The 22,241-nt window shown below is 60.6% G+C and carries 16 protein-coding genes and 1 pseudogene; 7 read left to right on the forward strand and 10 right to left on the reverse strand.

The window, feature by feature from the left end; genetic code table 11:
• Window positions 1–55: 55 nt before the first annotated feature.
• The 5 genes and pseudogenes from FAZ69_RS13435 to FAZ69_RS13455 all read left to right on the forward strand — a co-directional run.
• Window positions 56–480 (forward strand): annotated as a pseudogene (locus FAZ69_RS13435) (DDE-type integrase/transposase/recombinase); the annotation flags it as partial.
• 367 nt (window positions 481–847) lie between these two features.
• Entirely contained in the window at window positions 848–2,179 is a 1,332-nt protein-coding gene (locus FAZ69_RS13440; RefSeq protein ID WP_136895202.1) for a hypothetical protein, read from the forward strand.
• A gap of 528 nt (window positions 2,180–2,707) precedes the next feature.
• Window positions 2,708–2,830 (forward strand): hypothetical protein, encoded by a 123-nt coding sequence (locus FAZ69_RS13445; protein WP_136895204.1) that lies wholly within the window; start codon window positions 2,708–2,710, stop codon window positions 2,828–2,830.
• A 230-nt stretch (window positions 2,831–3,060) separates the two neighbouring features.
• Entirely contained in the window at window positions 3,061–3,984 is a 924-nt protein-coding gene (locus tag FAZ69_RS13450) for a dihydrodipicolinate synthase family protein (RefSeq protein ID WP_136895206.1), read from the forward strand.
• Window positions 3,985–4,153: 169 nt separating this feature from the next.
• On the forward strand, window positions 4,154–5,590 hold the full coding sequence (locus FAZ69_RS13455; protein WP_136895208.1) for an MFS transporter: 1,437 nt from the start codon (window positions 4,154–4,156) through the stop codon (window positions 5,588–5,590).
• Between the two features lie 112 nt (window positions 5,591–5,702).
• Here FAZ69_RS13455 and FAZ69_RS13460 read toward each other — a convergent pair whose 3' ends face one another.
• Window positions 5,703–6,767, reverse strand: coding sequence for a porin (locus FAZ69_RS13460; RefSeq protein WP_136895210.1), 1,065 nt, complete (start codon window positions 6,765–6,767; stop codon window positions 5,703–5,705).
• A 195-nt stretch (window positions 6,768–6,962) separates the two neighbouring features.
• Between FAZ69_RS13460 and FAZ69_RS13465 the strand changes: the two genes are divergently transcribed.
• Entirely contained in the window at window positions 6,963–7,928 is a 966-nt protein-coding gene (locus tag FAZ69_RS13465; protein ID WP_136895212.1) for a LysR family transcriptional regulator, read from the forward strand.
• Window positions 7,929–8,171: 243 nt separating this feature from the next.
• On the forward strand, window positions 8,172–9,770 hold the full coding sequence (locus tag FAZ69_RS13470; RefSeq protein WP_136895214.1) for a methyl-accepting chemotaxis protein: 1,599 nt from the start codon (window positions 8,172–8,174) through the stop codon (window positions 9,768–9,770).
• 250 nt (window positions 9,771–10,020) lie between these two features.
• Here the strand turns inward: FAZ69_RS13470 and FAZ69_RS13480 are convergent, their stop codons facing one another.
• The 9 genes from FAZ69_RS13480 to FAZ69_RS34345 all read right to left on the reverse strand — a co-directional run bounded on the left by FAZ69_RS13480 (window position 10,021) and on the right by FAZ69_RS34345 (window position 22,233).
• Complete coding sequence (locus FAZ69_RS13480) at window positions 10,021–11,583, reverse strand: methyl-accepting chemotaxis protein (protein ID WP_136895216.1); 1,563 nt, start codon at window positions 11,581–11,583, stop codon at window positions 10,021–10,023.
• A gap of 14 nt (window positions 11,584–11,597) precedes the next feature.
• Window positions 11,598–14,318 carry a sensor domain-containing protein gene (locus FAZ69_RS13485; protein ID WP_206171197.1) on the reverse strand — a complete coding sequence of 907 codons (2,721 nt, stop codon included), beginning with the start codon at window positions 14,316–14,318 and terminating at the stop codon, window positions 11,598–11,600.
• Window positions 14,319–14,563: 245 nt separating this feature from the next.
• The gene (locus tag FAZ69_RS13490) at window positions 14,564–16,540 is read right to left on the reverse strand and encodes a LamG-like jellyroll fold domain-containing protein (RefSeq protein WP_240702218.1); all 1,977 of its coding nucleotides are present in this window, start codon (window positions 16,538–16,540) and stop codon (window positions 14,564–14,566) included.
• Window positions 16,541–16,935: 395 nt separating this feature from the next.
• Window positions 16,936–18,867, reverse strand: a complete 1,932-nt coding sequence (locus FAZ69_RS34340; protein ID WP_136895220.1) for a methyl-accepting chemotaxis protein — start codon at window positions 18,865–18,867, stop codon at window positions 16,936–16,938.
• Between the two features lie 203 nt (window positions 18,868–19,070).
• The gene (locus FAZ69_RS13500) at window positions 19,071–19,373 is read right to left on the reverse strand and encodes a hypothetical protein (RefSeq protein WP_136895222.1); all 303 of its coding nucleotides are present in this window, start codon (window positions 19,371–19,373) and stop codon (window positions 19,071–19,073) included.
• Window positions 19,374–19,574: 201 nt separating this feature from the next.
• Entirely contained in the window at window positions 19,575–19,940 is a 366-nt protein-coding gene (locus tag FAZ69_RS13505) for a response regulator (protein ID WP_136895223.1), read from the reverse strand.
• Between the two features lie 35 nt (window positions 19,941–19,975).
• Window positions 19,976–20,932 (reverse strand): chemotaxis protein CheX, encoded by a 957-nt coding sequence (locus FAZ69_RS13510; protein ID WP_136895225.1) that lies wholly within the window; start codon window positions 20,930–20,932, stop codon window positions 19,976–19,978.
• A 27-nt stretch (window positions 20,933–20,959) separates the two neighbouring features.
• Window positions 20,960–21,493, reverse strand: a complete 534-nt coding sequence (locus FAZ69_RS13515) for a hypothetical protein (protein ID WP_136895227.1) — start codon at window positions 21,491–21,493, stop codon at window positions 20,960–20,962.
• Window positions 21,490–22,233, reverse strand: coding sequence for a methyl-accepting chemotaxis protein (locus FAZ69_RS34345; protein WP_136895229.1), 744 nt, complete (start codon window positions 22,231–22,233; stop codon window positions 21,490–21,492). Before FAZ69_RS34345 ends, FAZ69_RS13515 begins: the two co-directional genes overlap by 4 nt.
• Between the last annotated feature and the right edge of the window lie 8 nt (window positions 22,234–22,241).

Genomic DNA, 22,241 nt, shown 5'->3' on the forward strand with positions numbered 1-22,241 from the left:
GGTGAAGATCAGCGCGGGCGGCTGGAGCCGAACGAAGGACAGGAGATCGTATACCGAGCTCGACGTACTGCTGCAGAAGCGTCGCGACAAGGCTGCGGCACGGCGCTTCTTCCGGAGGGTGCTGCGCTCCAACCCGGCGCCGAGCAAGATCGTCACCGACCAGTTGTGCCGCTATCCTGCAGCGAAGGCGGATATTCCGGAACTCGCCCACGTAAAGCATGTGTTCGTCAGGGCGGCTGTACGCGCAAACAACCGCGCCGAAAACAGTCATCAACCCACGCGCGAGCGCGGACGGCGCATGTGGGGCTTTCGCGTCCCGAGCCGCGCGCAGCCTTTCTCTCTTGCTTCGGTCCGATCCGACAGCATTTCGTCTTACCCCTGCACCGGATGGCGGCCGAGTCACATCGAGCAAAACTCCAGACACGGTTTGCGGCGTGGTATCGCGGGACCGTGACCGAAGCAACTAATCATCCTCATTGATAAGGATTACGATTCGCTTCTGAAAACAGTCGACCCAGCCCCGCCAAATTGACAATACCCCAATAGCCAGCTCGGGGCATCGCCGGTGCCAAGCGCGCATGTGAGCGTCGGATCGGTCTACCCTGATGGCGACCTTCGAGCCCCCAAGCTCCTAAATTTTACTCGTTTCCGTCCGATGTTCCCTCTTGAGGTCTTATGCACCGCCCCCGAAATTCGCGTTTTGAGCCCAAAATGCCGTCATAATGGACGAAGGATGATGAGATCAATTATCGGGGGGACTTCTGTGAACAATATTCGAGAAGGTCGGAAAAGACGAACTACGAAATTTCCCGCGGATACTCCAGAATCGAAGGAACGGCTCCGCGCGATGATCCGTTCGGTTGTCTCTATCTTGCTGGACCATTGGAAGAAGGCCGTGATCACTGCTATCGCTGGAGCTGGCATTGCAGTTGCGAACTTGGCTTGGCATGAACTCAGGGATGGTTTCATGAGTCGCTGGCACAGCCTGTCCGACGACGCGGCTCTTCAATACGCACGTATGAGCGAAGTGGGTTCGCGTGCTGAAGTTGTCATTCCCTACTACGATGTCACGGCTAACAGAAACTTTATTGCCGTCGCTTATAGAAATGAAGAGAGCAACGATGGAGATGCCAAGGTTCAATTATTAGAGGTTGTTGATAACCAAGTGTTGCCCATCGGGAAACCACTCGCGATACTAGATGTCAAGGGGGCAGGTCCTCTCGATGAAGAAAAAGGCTTCAAAGTGAAGCACTATTTCGGATTCGTTCATGCTGGTGCCGACAAAAGCGTACAGCTTTTTGCAATTTCCGATGATTTTAATACCGGCGGCTACTCTGCGACGATTGCGCTGATGGATGTCAATAGTGGGGCGTTATACACGCTCACGCATGAGACGAACAGCGGAGGCATATTAATAGGTATACCTAATATTTCAAAAAATGTTGAACCCGGCGGAATTCGGGCGTGGCTATTTGCCAAGTCATCGGAAGTTCTTCAAACTGCGCAGTGGAACGAGGCTCCACTAGTCAGTATGCGCAACGGTTTGCAAACTAGCCCTGCTAGCAAGGAATTCTTATTGACGTCAGTTCGTCGTTGGTTTGAGCAGAACGGAATCAACGCAACAGAGGGAGCATTGAAGTCGGTAGAGATCCCAACTAACGTTTTGAGCGTGCGGGACGCCGAGGAGTCAAGTAATTGTGCGCTCGATATCGGCCGGGATCGCTGGTACATCATTTTCAAAGGGCCGATTGTACGGTGGGACAGTTCAACCGGAAAGATGTTGTTGGTTTACGTGCCGGATCCCCATAATTTCCGCGAACCTCAAGGCATGGTTCTCAGCAAGAATTATCTGCTTCTTGCGCTAGTCGCACCGGACAGCGACGGCCTGTCTTTGGTCGCGTGGAAGCGTCAGACGGGCACGTTCGTTCACTTACCGATCCAGGCTGGAGGCCCCCAACTGGAAGACGATGTCAATCAGGACGTGCCTGCTTCATCCCCGGAGCAGGCTAACAATAGTCTTCCGCTCAAGGATATATCGCTGTTTCGATTTGGAGTAGAGGGCCAGCAGTTGATGACAGAGTATGGCGCCATGCACTTGAGGCGCACGCCAGATTTTGACCCACAGCAGGAATTGGCGTCAACGGAGACATGCTCGGAGCCCAAACATGCCCCAGAATGAAATTTCCTGAGAAATATGAATCGGGTCATGAAAGGGTGGATTTCTGAAATGGTGATCAGTCGTTTCGCGTGCGCTGTAATCGTCGATCGCTCGTTGTGGCCACATCGTGCGAAAAACCGCACTACCGCACGACTGGAAAGCCGAGAACATCTACTCGCGGCCAAGTGCCGAGCGCCTTGCAGCATACTTCGCTCAAGACAGCAGCGAACATCACGTCGTGAATGATGGGCGCGTGGATACCCGAGCGCGTATCTGATCGGCGCAGCTAGATCATCGACTTGCCCTGATCGTATGAGTACCGTTCACGAGGCTGCCTACCCTGCACTGCCTGCGGAGACGGGGGAGGACGAACTGCGCAAGGTCTATCTGAAGTTGACGCTGGAACGCTCCGGTCGAAGCGGGCGCCGTGTCTATCGCGCCACTGCGGCGGGCCAGCGCGCTCGCCTCGGCCAAGCACAAGATGCGTGAGCTTTTCGAGCAGCCTGTTGCCCCGAATCAAGAGCGGCCGCCGTCGGATCGATCGCCTTAATGAAGTCCGGCGAGAATGCCGCACTAAATCAGCCCGCTCGCGTGGCTGTCGATGCGATCGGCAACGTCTACGTCGCCGATCTCGGCAACAACGAGATCCGGCTGATTGCTCCGGTGCCGTAACCGGTTCAGCCCACCAGGCATTGATCTCGTCCGTACATCCCCCCAAGGCATATCTGAAATGCCTGCTCTGCGTCTTCCCGCATAGCAGGCGACTCCCTACACTGGTCTCCATACCCGCTGCCTAACGTTGCGCCGGCCTTGCCGGAAGCGGCCGCGAGTTGTTTTCGGTAAGGCCGCGGCACGTCGGCGGCGGCGCCGCATTCCCAACTGCTCACGCACATGGAGACATCATGAAAAGCATCGATCTGAAGGGCCTCGTTCCCGCCCCCGTTACCCCGTTCACGCGCGACGGCGCGGTCGACCACGCCGCCATTCAGCGCCTCGGCTCGTGGCTCGGCAGCATCGACGGGGTCAAGGGTCTCACCGTGCTCGGCCACGCCGGCGAAGGCACCTTCATGACGCCGGACGAGCAGATGGCCGTGATCGAGAGCTTCGTCAAATCGGTCGACGGCAAGATTCCGGTGATCGCCGGCATCACGCTCGAAGGCACTCAGGTCGCCGCGCTCGAAGCGAAGCGCGCCATCAAAGCGGGCGCATCTGCGGGCCTCGTCTACCCTTCGCACGGCTGGCTGCGCTTCGGCTACCAGAAGGGCGCGCCGCAGGATCGCTATCGCGCCATCCACGAAGAGAGCGGCCTGCCGCTCATCCTCTTTCAGTACCCGGATGCGACCAAGGCGACCTACAACCTCGAAACCCAGCTCGAGATCGCCGCGCAGCCGGGCGTCTTCGCGATGAAGAACGGCGTGCGCAACATGCGCCGCTGGGACACCGAAATCCCCGTCATTCGCCGCGAGCGCCCCGAGCTGCAGATCCTGACCTGCCATGACGAGTACCTGCTCCATACGATGTTCGACGTCGACGGCGCACTCGTCGGCTACGGCAGTCTCGCGCCCGAGCCGCTGATCGAGCTCATCGCAGCCGGCAAGGCGCGCGACTACAAGGCGGCGCGCGCGATCCACGATCGCCTGCTGCCGGTGACGCGCAACGTCTATCACCGCGGCTCGCATATGGAGGGGACGGTGGCGCTCAAACATGGCCTCGTCGCGCGCGGTATTCTCGAACACGCGACCGTCCGCTCCCCGCTGCTGCCGCTGCCCGAAGGCGCGGACGCGGAGATCGCCGCGGCGCTGCGCTCGGCCGGCCTCGTCGATTGAATTGCGGGCGCGTCTCGCCCGGACGAAGGAACGAAAGCGCGGCAGCAGTAAAAGCCGCGGCAACGCGGCGGGGCGCGTAAGCGCTCCGCCGCCGGAATGACAAACGACAGGTCCCGAAGAAGGCCTGCGTTTGCGGACCCGCTAGAGAGTGAACATGGACGGAGACAACATGGCAAAGACCTTGGCCGCGAGCGTGCCTCATGACGAACACGAGGCGAGTCATGCAGCCGCGCCCACCGCACGCGCTGCACACCTGCTGTTCCGCATCGAGAACGTCCCCTTCAGCCGCTGGCATACCAAGGCTCGCATCGTCATGGGAAGCGCGACGTTCTTCGATGCATTCGACGCGCTCTCGCTCGCCTTCGCGATGCCCGTGCTGATCGGCCTTTGGCATCTGAGCGCCGCGCAGATCGGCGTGCTGATCGCCGCCGGCTATCTCGGCCAGCTGATCGGCGCGCTGCTGTTCGGCTGGCTCGCCGAGCGCTTCGGGCGCGTGCCCAGCGCGACACTCGCGGTCGGCGCGATGTCCGTCATGGGCGTCGCGTGCGCGTTCGCCGGCAGCTTCCAGATGCTGTTCCTGGCGCGCTTCGTCCAGGGCATCGGCGTCGGCGGTGAAGTGCCCGTTGCCGCCACCTATATCAGCGAGTTGTCACAGGCACACGGACGGGGCCGCTTCTTTGTGCTCTACGAGCTGATCTTTCCGCTCGGCCTGCTCGCCGCCTCCCAAGCGGGCGCGTTCGTCGTGCCGCGCTTCGGGTGGGAACCTATGTTCCTCATCGGCGCACTTCCCGGCTTGCTCGTGACGCTCCTCATCTTCCGCTTGCCCGAATCGCCCCGCTGGCTCATCACGCGAGGAAGGCTGGATGCCGCCGAGCGCGTCATCGAAGACATAGAAGCCAGCACGCCGAAGCGCGATCTCGATCCGCAACGCGATGAAGCCGAGATCGCGAGGCGGCTCGCGAAGATTCGCGCGGGACGCCAAAGCCCGCATCGCGCGTCGTGGAAAGAGCTGTTCTCGCGCGTCTATCGAGGCCGCACGTTGATCGTCTGGACGCTCTGGGCCAGCTCCTACTTCGTCGCCAACGGCATCAACAACTGGCTGCCGAGCCTCTACAAGACCGTCTATCACCTGCCGCTGCAGGAGTCGCTGAGAATGGCGTCCGCGTCGAACGTGCTCAGCGCGTGCGCGGTGTTCGTCTGCGCGATGCTGATCGACCGGGTCGGACGGCGCCGCTGGGCAATGGCCTGCTTCGTGGTCAGCGGCCTGCTGCTCGTCGCGCTCGCCGCGGCGGCGGCCAGCAGCCCGTGGTCCGTCATGATCCTCGGCTCGTCCGCCTATGCCGTGATGGGCACGACGACCGTGATGCTCTACCTGTACACGCCCGAGATCTATCCAACGCGGATGCGCGCGATCGGCACAGGGCTCGCGACATCGTGGCTGCGTGCCGCGTCCGCGACGGCGCCCGCTATCGTCGGCGTCGTGCTCGCGGGGTACGGGATCGCGGCGGTGTTTCTGATCTTTGCCGCGGCGGCGCTGGTCGGCCTCCTTGCGTCCACTCGCATGATCGAGACGAGCAATCGGGCGCTGGAAGAAATATCGCCGTAACGGCACTACCGACCTCGAAAGCCAAAGCAAAGAGGCGGATCCGCGATGCGGTCCGCCTCTTTGTCTTTGCAATCCAGCCTCGCCGGCATATTCGCCGGCGAGCCGCGCATGCTCAGAACAAGTGCCGAACCCCAACGCCATAGGTACTGCCCGACGCCTTCGACGCAATCTTGTCGTAGGAATACACCGCGTAAACATCCGTGCGCTTCGAGAGGTAGTAGTCGTAGGCGATCGAGCCTGTGTTGCGAACCGTACCCTGCTTGCGAGGCGCGCTCTGCTTCGTGATGGCCCATTCGGCCAGCACCGACGAAAACGCGGTGACCGGCACCGACACGCCCAGCTCGTACGTATGCGACCCGACCTTGAGTGTCGTGTTGTTGGTCGTCTGCACGGCACCGTAGAACTTCGCGAAGTTGGCGTTATAGGTCGCGCCCGCCAGATACAGATATTGCTCGGATGCGGGCGTCGTCGCCGCCGCGCGCACGCGTTGCGCGGAGAGCGCCGCTTGCAGCGGGCCGTTCTCGTAGTTGAGGTCCAGTCCCAGGTTGTCGCGGCCCTGATGCCCCGTCACGCCGCTGACCGCATATTGCACGGCCCCGGTCAGCCCATGAAACGACGGCGAGAAATACCCGACGACGTTGTCCCAGACGGTATCGCCGATCACGGTGTTGTTATAAGCCGCCGTATACGACTGAACGATCAGCGGCGAGAACACGACCGACGATCCGAACGGATTGAGCATGATCTGGTTCAGATAGGTCTGAGTGGTTTGCTCGCCAAGCTTGAGCGTGCCGTATCCGGTCTGCACGCCAACGTACGCGTTGCGCGAGAACAATCCGTCGGTTGCGTTGCGACCCATCTGCCCGGTCGTAGGCCGGAAGAAACTCTCCAGGACGAAGATAATCGCGTTGCCGCCACCGAGATCCTCGCGGCCGCGCAGCCCCCAAAACGAAGTCGCCAAGCCGCCGCTGCCCTCCTGAATCGCGCCCGGCGATGTCCCGCTGATTTTCGATTGATCGACATAGACACTGATCAACCCATACATCTCGACCGACGACGACGTGTTGCCGCGCACCACCTGCGCGTGCGCGACACCGCCGCACAGCGCGAGCGATACGGTGGCCATGCGTCGCATCTGAACGAACCTGCCGGCTCGAATACGCTTGAAGCTGCTCATCCTTCTCGTCTCCTGATCGAATTTTTTGGCACGACAAACCCCACCACGCGCGCCGCCGGCGCGCGATGGAACAGAACAGAACCGTTACCGGGAATGGGGCTGCTGATCAGTTTATGGAACGCATCGCAATGCAGATAGGTGCAAGCCGGTCAATTCAGCTATGCTTTCCGAGAGATACCTTGCGAGGCCGCGACGATGGACCGAAACACCTTCAAGCTGTTCGTCGAGGTTGCCGAACTCGGCAGCATCAGCCGCGTAGCAGCGCTGCGGCAGACCGCGCAATCGCACGTCAGCCGGCAGATCGCCGAATTCGAGCGCGAATGCGGCGGGCGTCTGTTCGAACGAACGGGACGCGGCGTCAAGCTCACGGGCTTCGGCGAGCGGATCATTCCGCGCGTGCGGGCCTGGCTCGCTGACACAGACCAGTTGCTGAACGACATCCAGATGTCCGCGGGAACGCCCGTCGGCGAGGTGCGGATCGGCATCCTGCCTTCGACCGCGCATCCGCTCATGACGACCTTGTGCGAACGGCTGGCCGCGTCCTATCCCGACATCCGCCTCAACGTGCGCGAAAGCCAGCTGGGCGAAGTCGAGAACTGGCTCGACAGCGGCCGCGTCGATCTCGCGATCCTGTTCCATGCCGAGCGCGCGATGGCGACCGAGCGGCTGGCCACGCTCGCCACCATCGACACCTACCTCGTGGGCGCGCCGGATGCGCCGCTCACGCAGCAGGAGACCGTCGATTTCCGCAAGCTCGGCGATCTGCCGCTGGTGCTGCCGGGCCGCCCTAACCGGCTGCGCGACATGCTCGACAACGAGGCGCGGCGCGCCGGCATCGTGCTGCGCACGGTACTCGAGGCGGACTCGCTGGCCGTGCAGCGCGAGGTGGCCGCGAGCGGCCGCGGCTATGCGGTGCTCGGTCCCTGGGCAATCGCGCAAGAGGTACGGGCGGGAAGGCTGGGCGCGGCGCGCATCGTCCGGCCCGGCATCACGCGCTTCGTGACGCTCGCGAGCTCGCGCCAGGGTTCGATGACGCCCGCGCAGCGCATCGTCATCGATTTGCTGAAGGAGATCGCAGCCGACCTGGCTGAGTCGGAGCAATACGACGGGCTGACGCGGGCGGCGCAAGCGCGGCGCCGCGCTACTTCGAAGCGCGGCTAGCGTCCCGCGCAGTGCTTCGGAGCAAAATTCTGATCTCCGGACACGGCGATCAGATACCTGTTCCGCTCATCGGCTTGATTCATATCTCCACCCAGGCATATCTGATTTCTCTTTGGCTGTATTTCGGCAGGTACATGTCCCTTCTAAAATGTGCCGCGAGTAGGGATTCGGTCAGAACAGATGACCTGATTCCCCGCGATATCAGTTGAGCCAGGAAAGCAGCGAAACCGATGGAGGTCTTGTGTGAGTGTCCTCAGCCGAATCACATTGAGGAGGCGGCTGCTGATCGCCTTCGGCATCGTCATTCTGTTCGGCGTATTGGTCGGCGCGGTCGGTCTGTACGGCCTTCGATCCCTATATGGTATGACCGCGGACATCGCCACGAGGCAAATGGACGGGCTCTTCTTCGTCGAGGAAGCGAACAAGCATCGTCTGGAGGCCCAACTGACCTTCGCGAATCTCAGACTCGCCGTCGACGCCCAAGACAGGCAGCGGCGCGTGGTGCATATCGAAGAATCGCTTTCCGAAATGGATCGTGATCTCGACCGCTTCAAAAACACCTTCGATACCGGTCGCGCGTCTGATTCTTTCACCGCGCTCGTTGCGAAGGAACGGGATTGGAAGACGCTCATGCAAGCGGAGACAGACGCGGCGAATGCGTCGCCCGGCACGGATGATCCGTCGGCGGTGCGTCGCGTCGTGAACGCGAGTCTCGCGTTGCGTGAAGCGATCGATTCGGCAACCCGGAGCAAGCGCTTGGCCGCAAGCGAGGTCGTTCGGGAAGCGAAAGCGCGCTTCGACGCAGTTTGGGTGGCGATGATTCTCTGCGTCGTCGCATCGTGCGCGGCGGGCGTCTTCCTTGCGCTTTCGATCGCTCGACGACTTTCGCGTCAACTGGGCGGCGAGCCGGGCTATGCGGCAAAAATCGCCGGCACGATCGCGAAGGGCAATCTTGCTGCGGCAATCGAAATGCGGCCGGGAGATACCACAAGCTTGCTGTTCGCGCTCACGGATATGCGCAACAAACTGGCGGCCCTGGTGGCGGGTATCGGCGAGGCAAGCCAGTCGATCTCGATCGGCGCGGGGCAGCTGGCTCAGGGAAACATCGATCTCTCACAACGCACCGAAGAGCAGGCCGCGTCCCTGCAGCAGACAGCGGCGAGCATGGATCAGATGACATCCGCTGTGCAGAACAACGCCGAGAACGCCCGGCAGGCCAGCAGGCTCGCTGCGGGAGCGTCCGAGATTGCAAGGACGGGCAGCGCTTATGTTGAAGACGTCGGAAACACCATGCGCGAACTTGCAGACGGTTCGAATCGCATGACCGGGATCGTCAGCACCATCGAGAGCATTGCGTTCCAAACGAATATCCTGGCGCTGAATGCCGCGGTCGAGGCGGCGCGTGCTGGAGAGCAGGGAAAGGGCTTTGCTGTCGTCGCCAGCGAAGTACGGTCGCTTGCGCAGCGAAGTGCAGCCTCGGCTCGGGAAATCAAGGATCTGATCGAAACGGCGATCCGCTCGATCGGCGCCGGCGCATCGCACGCCGAGCGCGCAGGCGCGGCCATGTCGGACATCACGCGGGCAATCCTTCGCGTCGACGAAACCGTGATGGAAATTTCAAATGCCGCACAGGAGCAAAGCATTGGGATCGATCAGGTCAATCGAGCCGTTGCGCAAATGGACCAGGTGACTCAACAGAATGCGGCGCTGGTCGAAGAAGCGGCGGCTGCGGCGAGCTCGATGGCCGAGCAGGCGACTCGGCTCGAGGCTGCTATCGGGATTTTCCACCTGGGCGACAGGGCGAACGGGGCGCGCGCGGCCGATCTCGTGTCAATTGATTAAGTCAACCCTACCGCGGCTGCGCCAGCCGACCTGGGATCATGGATCGTCAACGATAAGGTACCGCGTCCCATGAATTATCACGTCAGCTACGAGCACAGCCAGAAGAGCGCGCCAAATGACTTCATCGTTCAAGTCCCGTCTCCGTTGACGGATAACGTATTGGACAACATTCCAAAATCCCTCGCGCATTGTTTCCAGAGTCCATCACCGACTTGATCCTAAGCCGATCGCCCCAGATCGGGAAAATCCGTCAGGCCGCCACCCCCGAACCTCGAAAGACAGCGACCGCTTCCACCAGATTCTGTGCTCTCGCGCCGAGAGTCTCGGTGGCCGTCGCGGCTTGCTGGACCAGCCCGGCATTTTGCTGTGTCATCTGATCGAGCTGGGTTACCGCAAGGTTGACTTGGCTGATTCCATCCGACTGCTCCTTCGTGGCCGAGCTGATTTCGTTGATCAAGTCCGTCACCCGCGCGACCTGGGCCATGATTTCCGTCATCGACGCCCCAGCCTGGCTAACCAGTTTGCTGCCGGCGGTGATCTTCTCTACGCTGTTATTGATGAGCCCGGCGATTTCCTTGGCCGAGCTGGCACTGCGTTGCGCAAGGGTGCGGACCTCCCCCGCCACCACTGCGAAACCACGTCCTTGCTCGCCGGCGCGAGCCGCTTCGACCGCCGCGTTCAGGGCGAGGATGTTGGTCTGGAACGCGATGCCATCGATGGTTCCGATGATCTCGCTGATCTTCTCGCTGGCGCTCGTAATATCGCCCATGGTTTGCACAACCTTTCCGACCACCATGTTGCCGGTCGCAGCCGCGTCGCTTGCCGCACCCGCAAGCTGGCTCGCCTGCGCCGCCATTTCAGCATTGTTCGTGACCGTGGCGGTCATCTGCTCCATCGAAGACGCGGTTTCCTCCAGGCTGGCGGCAGCCTGCTCGCTGCGCGCACTCAGATCGTGATTGCCGGAGGTGATTTTGCTCGTCGCGTCCTGTAATCCGGACAGTTGCTCGCCGACGTCGTCGACCAGCGAACGAAGATTCAGCCCGGCTTGATTCACGGCCCGCAGAATCATGCCGATTTCGTCGACACGGTTCAAATGCACGTTCTCGCCGGGCTGACCGGCCGCGACTGCCAAAGCCTGCTTCAGCACGCGCTGGAGCGGCATCGCAATCTGCGTCTCGATCCAGCATGCCGTCGCCAGCGAGATGACGGCAGCCGCACCGGCGAAGCTGCCCAACATTGCGCCACGCAGGCCAAACAGAAATGCGCTCCCGGTCATCAATGCAAGCAGCAACGACAAGCCCGCGCGAATACGCCACCGAACCGGCATCGTCTGTAGAAGCGATGTCCACGCGAACACGCCTGTGCGAACGATCAATCCCTGATGAAACTTCAGGCCGCGCGCCCTGCCCTCGCGAAAATCGCTATAGAGCTTTTCCGTCGCGGCGACTTCGTCTCGGCCGGGCTTGGTCCGCACCGACATATACCCCGCCACCTGACCATTCCGAATCACCGGTGTTGCATTGGCCCGGACCCAATAATGGTCGCCGTTCTTGCGCCGGTTCTTGACCAGTGCCGTCCAGGATCGGCCTGCTTTGAGCGTCGACCACATGTCCGCAAACGCTTGCACAGGCATATCCGGGTGCCGGACGAGGTTGTGCGGCTGTCCGAGAATTTCCTCGCTTTCGAATCCGCTAACTTGGATGAACGCAGCATTTGCATAGGTGATATGGCTCTGCGTGTCCGTGGTGGACATGAGCGTGGCGTCCCGAGGAAAGTCGTATTCCCGCTGGGTTACCGGGAGATTGGTTCGCATGTGCTGCCTTGTGGTTAGTGACTGTTCAAATATCTGGGCAGGGAAGCCATGCCTGACTTCGGCAACGGCCTGCCATAGAGGAATCCCTGCGCGAGCTGGCAACCGTTCGCCTGCAGAAACGCCGCCTGTTCCACCGTCTCGATGCCCTCAGCGACGACCTGCTGCCCCAGGCACCTCGCAATCGACAAGATGGCCTTCACGAGTTCCGCATGACGCCGGTCGGTCATCACCTTCTGGATGAAGGTCCGGTCGATCTTCACCGTATCGATCGGGAATCGCACCAAATAGCTGAGCGCCGAGTAACCGGTGCCGAAATCATCGATCGCGATTGAAAACCCCATCGATCTGAACACAGAAAGCGTGCTTAGTACCGCGTCGTCCTCCTCCAGCAACAGGCTCTCTGTGATTTCCAACTCCAACCATTGGGGCCGGCAGCCGGTCTCGAGGAGGATCCCGTGCACCGTCGCCGCCAGATCGTGAAACTGGAACTGCCTGGCCGACAGGTTGACCGCCACCTTGTGGAGTGCGCTCCCCTCGGCGTTCCATTCGGCTGCCGTGCGGCTTGCCTCCCGCAATACCCACTTGCCCAGTTCGGCGATCAGGCCCGTCTCCTCCGCCACCGGAATGAACTCGTTTGGCAGAACCAGGCCGACGTCCGGGCGGTGCCACCTGAGCAACGCCTCGGAGCCGATCACTTCGTTTGAGCAGAGCGACACCTTGGGCTGATAGTGCAACTCGAGTTCCCCACGCTCGATCGCCCGGCGAAGCTCCGACTCCAGCGCAAGGCGCTTTGCGGCGTCTATCGTCAGTTCCTTCGAGTAGAAACGAAAGCCGCGGCGGCCGGAACGTTTGGCGAGGTACATGGCAGAGTCTGCGTATTTCGTGAGGTCGTCAACTTCGAGGCCGTCGACCGGATGCAGTGCAATGCCGATGCTGCACGAGACGAACAGCTCTTTCCCGTTCAACACGAAGCGCTCGTCGAACCTGTCGATGATCGACTTACAGATATCTTCCAGAACGCGGCGATCGTGAACATCGGGCACGAGAATGGCGAATTCGTCGCCCCCAAGACGCGCCACGGTATCGTCGAGGCGGACGCAACCGCGCAGACGCCCAGCCGCTTCGCGCAACAGCTGGTCACCCACCGCGTGCCCCATGGTGTCGTTGACCTCCTTGAAACGGTCCATGTCGATGATCATCACGCCGATCAGCGAGCATGGCGAAGAGACGGCGTCGGCAATCGCTTCGCGCAAACGTTCGTTGAACAAGGTGCGGTTCGGCAACGACGTGAGCGGATCGTAAAAGGCCATCCGATGAATCTTTTCACGTGAGGCATGCAGCTCCGTAATGTTGCGCCCCACGGCCAAGACGGTTTCCACGGTGCCGTCCGCGCCGAACTCCGGCGTCATCTTCACCAGATAGCAGGAGGTGCCGCTATCGGTGCGGTGCGCCCACATCACCTCGAATTCGCGATCCTTGCCGCTCGTGAATACCTCAACGAGTTTTCGTTCGTATTCAGTGGTATGCGACGCGCCCGGCAAGTCCGTCGGTTTCTTGCCGATCACCGAAGCCGCTCCGCCTTCGATCAACGCGGCAAACGTGGGATTCACATAAAGACGTCGCAAGTCCTTGCCGTAACGCATCACCACATCGGGAGAATGCTCGACCAAGGTCCGGAATGCCCTCTCCCGGCTTGCCTGAAAATCCTCGGAGCGCTTGCGCTCCGTAATGTCGCGTGCGACTCCGAGCACTCCGGTCAGAGTGCCCTCGGTGTCAAACACCGGAACCTTCCGCGTTTCGAGCAATGCGCGCTCGCCCGTCCCCGGAAAGGTGACCCATTTTTCACTGATGCAGATGCGTCTCGCCTCGATTGCCACCCGGTCCTTCGCACGAAAGAGATCGGCAAGCGCCGTTTCGAAAAGGTCGTAATCGGTGTTCCCCAGGATTGCCGCCTCCGGCCTGCCGGCAAGCCGCTCGAACGCATGATTGCACGCCTGATAGACACCCGCAGTATCTTTCAGCCAAACCATGTCCGGAATGGTCCGCAACACACTGAGCATGCGCGAGCGCGCCTCGTTCAACTCCCTCGCCTGTTTCTCGAGGCATGCGTTCAGGTGAAGAATCCTTTCGTACTGTGCTTGCCGCTCCGTTTCGACCTGCCTCCGCTCCGTGATGTCATATCCGATAACAAGCACGGAGACAACGATGCCCGTTTCATCGAGCTCCGGGACGAAATGAACGTGATAGATGCGGTTTTGTCCGTCCTCCATCCGAACAGGCAATACGGACTCATGCTCTGTGGCCGTGCGAGCCGCGTCGCGGATCCTGTGTTCGTATTCGTCGGCGCGGCCGTCCGGGAAGCGCTGCTTCGGCGTAAAGCCGATCATTTGGCTAGGTTGATACCCAAGGAATCTCGCCAGACTGCCATTGACGTAAATACACTGCGCGTGCGGGGTGTAACGGGCAAGATAATTCGGCAACTTCTCCGCCAGCGTCCGGAACTGGCGTTCGCCGACTACCAGCGTGTTTTGCACCCTTTCTGACTCGGCCATATCACATGCAGTCCCCGGCACGCGTACCTCTCGTGTGGATCCGACGGAATTTGTCATAACAATTGCCAGAAAATAACGTCCAAGGCCAAGTAACTGCCCCTTGAATGTCCATGGTCGGGATGCCTGCCGGTTCGCCGCAACACGCTCGTCAATGGATAACGGCACAAATCGATTCTGACTCAAGTCGAATCGCTGGTAGGGTGGGCTGATTTCTTTGTAGGAATATCCCTAGCAATTAGTTATCGATATTTAAAAATAGTTTCTTATATTAAGTTATTCGAATCAGACAGAACAGCATCGACCTCCAGATAGCGTATATCTGAATTTTGAATAGTTCTTATGTCTCGGGCTCGCGCGCATGGGTTGGCAGAAAAAGGCTATTTCACCGCTACACACACGGCCTCGAGAACCTCCTCCTTGCCATCGCGTCAGCTTGCGGCGAGTGTCGAGATTTGTGCGGCCGTCAACGCGCCCTTGTAGATCCTGAATTCGTCGACGATACCGTTTAGATATGGATCAGACGACGATTGGGAGCGGCCGATATAGTTATTGGGCGTCGAACCCAGTTGACACGGAGGTAACCACAGGGAGGTATTCGTACCGGCCACGCTGCCGTTCAGATAGTACGTCCCGGTAGTGCCTGACAGCGTCACCGCAACGTGCACCCATTGTCCGGTTGGCAGCGCCGAGCTGCCCTGGATGAACTGCATCCCAACGTCGCCATTCAAGGCAATGCCGAAGCGGGCATTGTCGTTACCCCAGCGGGGCGTAAACATCATCCGCCTATTCGTGTTGAAACCGAAATCGAACAGCCTCGCCGACCATCCCTGGGCGTTCAGATATACCCACACGGCGATTGTGAAATCGGAAACGCCGGCGAGCACGCCGGCAGGCACACTCACGTAGCCGCTGCTGCCGTCGAGCGACACTGCCGTTCCGCTGTGGCCAGTCACCCAGGTCGCACCACCAGCCAGCGTACCCGCATAGCTGTTGCCGCTTGCGTCGGACGCCGTGGTACCGCTACCGTCGTTGAACGTGTAATAGACGTCGAGCAGTGTGCTCGCTACGCCAGTTGCCTGATTCGAATAGGCCGTCTCGCCCGTCGAAGTCACGGCGGTCACCACGTAGTAATAGGTCCCGGACGAGATGGTGGAGTCGGTATAGGTCAAGAGGTCCGTCGCGCCGCTTGCAATCAGCGTGTACGAACCGCCCGATATCGTGCTCCGGTAGACGTTGTAGCCGTTCGCGTACACCGTCCCCCACCACGACAGCACGATACTTCCGCCCACCGTTAGCGCCGTGAGGCCGCTCGGCGCGACGCCGGCCGAAATCGCGTCGCGCTGGAAGGCCAACGTGCCATAACCGAGTTGGTCAAAGCCGCCGCTAGTCGTACCGTAATAGCCGGCGCCACCTTCCGGTGAGATCAGCGCCGCAAATTTCTCCGAGTACGGTGCCGCGATACCGCGCCGATTGACGTAGTGGTTATAGATCAGTGCCCATTCGGGGCGCACAGCGCCTTGCGAGGCCGTTGAAAATGCCGTATCGATCGTACTGCTCCCGGACACGGCGTAGGGCTCGAACGGCACCGGATAGTAGGTCGAACCGGATTCGATCAGATTGCCTTTGGCGACGTATTCGCATGCCGCCAGAACGCGATTGTTGTCGTACGCGTAGAGATCGACACCCTGGTTCCACGCCATTTCACAGACCGTGCCGAGCAGCGAGATGCTGAGCGTGTCATGCCCCTGGTCGCGTCCGGCCTCTTGGGTTTGCCCTAGATAGCCGGGATGGAGGAAGTAGACCATCTGTGCGATTGCGCCGTTGCCAAAACCTTCCTTGAAATAGGTGATCGCCTCATTGAAGATCGTCGAGTTGTCGCACAATACGCCGACGGCGAGAACCATTCCCATCGCACACAGATCCCAGCTCGAATAGACCGCCAGCGCGTTACCGGTCGTGCTGGACGTCCCTTGATTCATGGGATAGAACACGTTCAACATCATGTTCTGGAAGGTCGTGAAATCCAAGGTAGCCCAGCCCGTGTAAGACCTCATCATTTCCGCGGCGTTGGCGATCTGATAGCCCTGGATACCCGCGACCAAATAGCCATCGTAGTAGCCGTTCGTTGTGGCGATCTGCGTGAGTGTCGAACCCCACGCATTCAGGATCTTCACCGCGGTATTCGCAGCCGTGGTATCTCCCTTGATCTTCCAGCGCAGCGCGTTCGCGTAAGCGGCGGCTGCATCGTGACAGAGGTCGAGAAAGTTATCGGTCTGCCCCGGGTAATTCCGATAGACGACGGCGTGGGGCGTGGGCGTCCACGATGTGCTCCCATACGGACTCGCGATCAGCTCGTTCCAGCTGTCGACCCACGGCGAGGCGCTTGCCGCGACCTTCTGCGCCATCCGTTCGAAATCGTTCTGCGTGTGCAGCAACCCCGGATGCACAAACGATGCGCTCGATGTTGACGTCGATGCACTCGTTGTTGAAGTCGAGGCGCTCGATGTCGTACTCGAGTTTGTCGCACTGGACGTCGTAGTGTCACTCCCTGAATCACTGCCGCCGCACGCCGACAATGCAAGCACGCCAAGACTATGAAGGAAGGTGCGACGCGAAATTCCGCTCGCGAAGGGAAAAGGCCTTCCGATCGTAACGAGGTTTTCAACGGTCGCCTGTAATCGGTCCTCAGGCGATCTGGCCGTCTCACCATCCGTGATTGTGGGGCGTTTGCTCATTCGTTTCGAATCCTCGAAGAAATCCTTCGCGATGGATGAACCTGGCCTACCGACTCGTGTTCCGGTCAATGGTTGTGTTTAGCTGTCCCGGTACGGAAGAAGCCGACAGCATCCTTCAACTGACCGCCCTGGTCGCTGAGCGAGTTCGACGCGGCTGCCGCCTGCTCGACCAGTGCGGCGTTTTGCTGCGTCGTTTCGTCCATCTGGGTAATCGCCTCGCTTACTTGCTCGATGCCGCGACTCTGCTCGGACGCCGCCGTCGCTATCTCGCCCATGATGGCGGTCACGCGCGTCACGGCCTGCGTGACTTCCGACATCGTCGTGCCCGCCTCGACGGCCAGCGTCGAGCCATTTTGAATCTTTTGTACCGACGCCGTGATCAATGCCTTGATCTCCTTTGCCGCGCTCGCTGAACGCTGCGCGAGGCTTCTGACCTCGCTTGCGACTACCGCGAAGCCTCGTCCCTGCTCGCCGGCCCGTGCTGCCTCCACTGCTGCGTTGAGCGCGAGAATGTTGGTCTGGAACGCGATGCCGTCGATGATCCCCGTGATCTCCGAAACCTTCGTCGCGCTCAGACTGATATCCTGCATCGTTCCCACAACCTGGTCCACAAGCGCGCTGCTCGTCAGCGCGACGTCCGACGCACTGACGGCGAGCGTGCTCGCCTGCTGCACATTGTCGGCGGTCTGCTTGACGGCCGTTGTTAACTCCTCCATGCTCGCTACCGTTTGTTCAAGCGACACGGCCTGCGCTTCGGTTCTCGACGCAAGGTTCGCGTTGCCGGCAGCGATCTCGCTGGCGGCGATGTCGATCGCCGCCGCACCGGATTCGATCTTGGTGGCGATGTCGGCAAGACCCTGATTCATCTGCATCAATGTATGCATCAGCTTGCCAAGCTCGTCGTCGACGCCAACCTCAACCCGCTGCGTCAGGTCGCCTTTCGACACAGCCTCGGCCACAGTCAGTGCAACGCGTACCCGCTGCACGATCGACCGGTACATCGCAACGAACAGCACGACGACAATGGCCATGACGGCGATTGCCAGCGCCGCGTAGCCGTTGCGCTGAACCGTCAGTCGATGAATGCGCGCGCTCAATAGCTCATCGAGCGCGTCGCGCGCCTTCTGAGACAGTTCGGTGGCATAGCCCAATGCGGTATCGACCTGTTCAGTAACGCCATTGTTTCCGTGATAAACATCAGCACCTAGCAACTGGGCCTGCACAGTGTCGGCAACGCTCTTGCGAGACACGCTGAGCCGCGACAAAGCGTCGTTCAGTTGGGGACCCAGTGCCGCATTCGCAGAGGACGCCTTGCCCAGGTCCGACGCGGCCGCATCGACTGCTTGCTGTGCCAGCGGCCGCAGTTCGATGAGCCGGATACGCGTCGCTTCGACAAGCCCGCCCTTCACGGCAGCTTCAAGCACAAGCGAACGCTGCTCGCCGAGCGTGCTCATGGCATCCGGCAATTGCACGCATACGCTGTCGGCAAGGTAATACGTATCCATGTCCGGATCGAGCGACAGATTGCTCCTGTCACAAGCCGTGCCGAGCGCGGCCACGATCGCGTCGACCAGTTCGCCTGCGCCCCTCGCGGTATCCGAGGACGGTTGAGCATTGCGAAGCGAATCCCAGTTTTTTTGCAAGGTTGCTAATACTTCGCCGGTCCCCAATTCCGCTCCTTCGGCGGCCTGTTCACCAGTCATCTTCGCGAATGCGGCGTCGATCTCCGGCGCGACGCTGGATGGGCGTGCGGCAGTGTCCCCAGCCATCGTACGCACCTGCAAATCCCGGAAACGTTCGGCAGCGTTCAGCAGGTCCGGCAAAACGGCTATGTACCGAACACCCTGGCGCTCCTGCCGGGCGAAAGCAATGTCGGTCTCACTACTGTGAAACAGCAAGTACGTCAGAAACAGGGTCGCGACTCCAAACAACACACCGACGACTATAAATTTTTGTGTTAGCGAAAGCCGTCCCATTAAGCGCACGAGCAATGACATATATCTTCCAATGTAGCGGTACTTTTATAATTCGGAGTTAAATGCGAGCAAGCGGCAACGCACAGCCAATAACCTCTCCGGAGGGGGACCTTGTCGGTCTGACGGCCAAGCGCATATCTACCTCTGCCCGCCGACTTGCAGCCTACTTGGTCTCCCCACCTCGGCTTCTTCTCACGCCGCACGGCGACACGTTTTGATTGCTCTCAATCGTTTGACGAAGCAGACGCTCGGTTGCGATCAACACGCAATGCCGCAAGGTACAGATTTGTCAATTCCGCCAAGGTGGAGTGATACTGCCCTGACATTGCGAACTCGTCGACGTAAGCCATCACATCTTCGATGCCGTTGCGAAATGCCTTTTCGACCTCCATGCATTGCAATGGCGTAAGGCGCGGCAATGTTGCATCAAGCAATTTGCTCATCACCACCACCTGCGTCTCGACGCGGGAGACACGTCCGACATTGGCCGCCATGGCTTGCTGCAGTAACTCGTTTTTTTCTGCCATCGGGCTTCACCTTGGCTGACAATTCTTGTTGAAACGAATGAACGTTCATTCCGGTACATTGCGCAGTCACGCTCGAGCGCGATAAAACCAAGGAAAATCGAATGAAGGCGATTGCCCGTTGCGTGATTCAGCGCGCAACAACGCCACCTACACCGGGCTTGCGCTGACAGCGTGCCTTTCATTTCGTTGCCTACCTCTCGCTTAGTTCGCGAGCTTACGGAACGTCTCGAGCACCGCTTCGCCCTTGAACGGTTTGACGATCCAGCCCTTCACCCCCGCGGCCTTGCCCCGCTCCTTCATCGCGGGGCTACTTTCCGTCGTCAGCATGATCACGTTGACGGTCTGGTTGCCGAGTTCGCCGCGAATCTTCTCCGCCATCGTCAGCCCGTCCATGTTCGGCATGTTCACGTCGCTGATCACGAGCTTGATGCCTGGACTCATCTTCAGCTTCGCGAGGCCGTCCTTGCCGTCGACCGCGGTCTCGACGTCGAGACCGTTCTTTCTCAAGAACCCGGCCACCTCGTCGCGCACGGTGCTCGAATCGTCCACCACTAGAATCTTCGCCATGATGTTTTCCTCTTAGCTCTTTGATTGGCAATCCGTCAAAACAAATCCAGCTCGCCGGCCTCGACGAGCGCGTCGAAGCCGCCGGCGTTTTCGCTGAAATCTTCCGGCGACCAGCTTAGGCTGAAGATGAAGCGCTGGTCGAACATGACCGAGCGCCCCGACGCCTCGTCGGTCACGTGGTACTTGAAGCACAGCTGCGGGTTGGTCGAGCCGAACGAGATGTAGCGCTGCTTGTGATTGACCAAAAGCGGCACCTGCACCTGGCTGCGCGCGGCCAGCGCGTCGCCGAGATAGCGGTCCTTGAACGCGCCCCAGATCAGGTTCGTCAGTTCGCCGAGCAGGCTGTTCAGGTCGCGGAAGTCCGTGGCGCCGTCGTGCATCTGCTCCCGGCCGCGCATGTCGATGAGCGACTGCTCGTCGGTCTGGATCATCATGTAGCCGCGGCACCAGTTGCTCTCGAGTGCGATCAGGCTGAACACCTCGCCGAAGATGATCCGATCCCGCACGACGCACGGCGTGTCCCAGCTGACCGTCGAGTCCCGGAACAGGCTGCCGATCTTCGACTCGGTGATCTCGGTGATCCCGCGTACGAGCGCATTCGGGTAGTCGAGCGAGAACAGGTATTCATCGATCGCCCGGCGCAACGGCGCCATGTCGCTCGTCGAATACGCTGCACACACGACACCGCGCAGCGCGGGTGGCAGACCGTCGAGCGTCGGCTGCACCGCGCGGCGCAGGATGATCGGCAACTCCGGACGCAACGCGTCGATGCGCGTCGCGATTGCGGTGCTTCCGGCGAGCGAACCGCCGTAGTCCTCGGCTAGCAGGATCGCGCCCAGATCGATGTTCGAGCTCAGCACCGCCGGCAAGCTGGGCTTCCTCACCTTGAGGCCGATCAGATTGTTCTCGTCGCAGAAGCGCTTGATCGCTTCGGCATGCGTCGGACAATCGTCGAGCACGAGGACCTTGCTGACCGGCTTGTCCGTGTTCATGTTGGTTTCCTTGCGGACTGCGAGGTGTCAAAAGAGTTCGAGCTCACCAACGCTCTCGGCAACCTCCGAGACGTTCGCGACGAAGTCGAGCGGCGAGTCGGCGCAGACGCACAGCGTCGCGCCGAGGTGCACGGCGCGGTTGACGGTTACGTGGTAAGACACCAGAAAATCGGGTTTCAGCTGATCGAGGTACGGCACGCACTGTCCACTCAGTACGTACGGCGTCGACATCCCAAGGTCTGGAAAGTACTCGACGAGCTGCTGGTTCATCGCACCACAGCACAGGTTGCCGATTTCGAGCAGGCTTTCCGTGAGCGTCGCCTGCCTGGCGCCGAGGTAGTAGGAACGCATCGCGTCGTCGTTGTGGTCGAAGTGCAGGATCAGGAGCAGCCTGAAAGCGATCGATGAAATCGTCAGCACGACGACCTCGCCATCCGCCGCGCCGCCGTGCGGCGTCCCGTGCGCGACGTCGCACGAGTCGCCAGCGCCGACCGTCAGGCGCGTGCGCGCGGCCTGGCAGAAGATCCGCTCGATGCTGTCCTTCGCTTGCTCGCTGATCATGTCGCCGCCTGCTCGAGCTTGAATTGGAGTTGATTGGCGAGCGTCTCGACGCCGCCGAGCGACGCCGTAATCATTTTGCCGCCCGCCTGGATGTCCTGGAACGTCGCGGTCGTGATGAGGTCGTTGCGATGCAGGCTGTCCCGGTAGCTCTTCGATAGTTCCTGCGAGCGCGACGCAAGCGTACGAACCTCGCTCGCGACGATCGAGAAGCCCCGTCCGGCGGCTCCCGCACGCGCGGCTTCGATCGACGCGTTCAGCGACACGATCAGCACGTGCGCAACGATCGACGACAGCGCGTGATTCTTGCTGTGCATGTCCTGGTTCTGCGCCATCAGCGAGATCATCTGATCGTGCCAACGCTCGAACGTGACTGCCAGGCCCTTCAACCGGGCCGCTTCTGCCGCAATGGACGCTGCCTGTCTCCCCCATTCCTCCTTGCGCTCGAGCACCGCGGCAAGCGCCGCGCGCGCTTCGTCTGCGTCCACCGACTGCCGGCTCAGATCGTCGCGCAGGTTCGCGACGAGTGACTCGAGCTCGCGCTTATCCTGATCGGCCCCGCTCATCTGCTCCAGATGCTTCGTGTCTGCTTGCACGAGCGCGGCCTCACGGTGCGCCTCGACTTCGGCGCGCTGCCGCGCGAGCGCCCGTGCGCCTCGGCGCCGCTCGAACCACGCAGCCGCAAGCGCGGCCAGGAGGCCGGCCGCCAACGCCGCAATCACGATCCCATACCGTTCGATCACTGCCTTTC

Origin of the sequence: Trinickia terrae (assembly GCF_005144415.1) — a bacterium.
GTDB lineage: Bacteria > Pseudomonadota > Gammaproteobacteria > Burkholderiales > Burkholderiaceae > Trinickia_A > Trinickia_A terrae.

What these genes read in the sequence shown, in the direction of transcription:
- FAZ69_RS13500 (WP_136895222.1), bottom strand. Translation starts at nt 19,373, where the DNA reads ATGGCAGAAAAAAACGAGTTACTGCAGCAAGCCATGGCGGCCAATGTC.
- FAZ69_RS13445 (WP_136895204.1), top strand. Translation starts at nt 2,708, where the DNA reads ATGAAGTCCGGCGAGAATGCCGCACTAAATCAGCCCGCTCGCGTGGCT.
- FAZ69_RS13480 (WP_136895216.1), bottom strand. Translation starts at nt 11,583, where the DNA reads ATGCGAACCAATCTCCCGGTAACCCAGCGGGAATACGACTTTCCTCGG.
- FAZ69_RS13440 (WP_136895202.1), top strand. Translation starts at nt 848, where the DNA reads ATGATCCGTTCGGTTGTCTCTATCTTGCTGGACCATTGGAAGAAGGCC.
- FAZ69_RS34340 (WP_136895220.1), bottom strand. Translation starts at nt 18,867, where the DNA reads ATGTCATTGCTCGTGCGCTTAATGGGACGGCTTTCGCTAACACAAAAA.
- FAZ69_RS13505 (WP_136895223.1), bottom strand. Translation starts at nt 19,940, where the DNA reads ATGGCGAAGATTCTAGTGGTGGACGATTCGAGCACCGTGCGCGACGAG.
- FAZ69_RS13455 (WP_136895208.1), top strand. Translation starts at nt 4,154, where the DNA reads ATGGCAAAGACCTTGGCCGCGAGCGTGCCTCATGACGAACACGAGGCG.
- FAZ69_RS13450 (WP_136895206.1), top strand. Translation starts at nt 3,061, where the DNA reads ATGAAAAGCATCGATCTGAAGGGCCTCGTTCCCGCCCCCGTTACCCCG.
- FAZ69_RS13465 (WP_136895212.1), top strand. Translation starts at nt 6,963, where the DNA reads ATGGACCGAAACACCTTCAAGCTGTTCGTCGAGGTTGCCGAACTCGGC.
- FAZ69_RS13490 (WP_240702218.1), bottom strand. Translation starts at nt 16,540, where the DNA reads ATGGCGCAGAAGGTCGCGGCAAGCGCCTCGCCGTGGGTCGACAGCTGG.
- FAZ69_RS13460 (WP_136895210.1), bottom strand. Translation starts at nt 6,767, where the DNA reads ATGAGCAGCTTCAAGCGTATTCGAGCCGGCAGGTTCGTTCAGATGCGA.
- FAZ69_RS13515 (WP_136895227.1), bottom strand. Translation starts at nt 21,493, where the DNA reads ATGATCAGCGAGCAAGCGAAGGACAGCATCGAGCGGATCTTCTGCCAG.
- FAZ69_RS13510 (WP_136895225.1), bottom strand. Translation starts at nt 20,932, where the DNA reads ATGAACACGGACAAGCCGGTCAGCAAGGTCCTCGTGCTCGACGATTGT.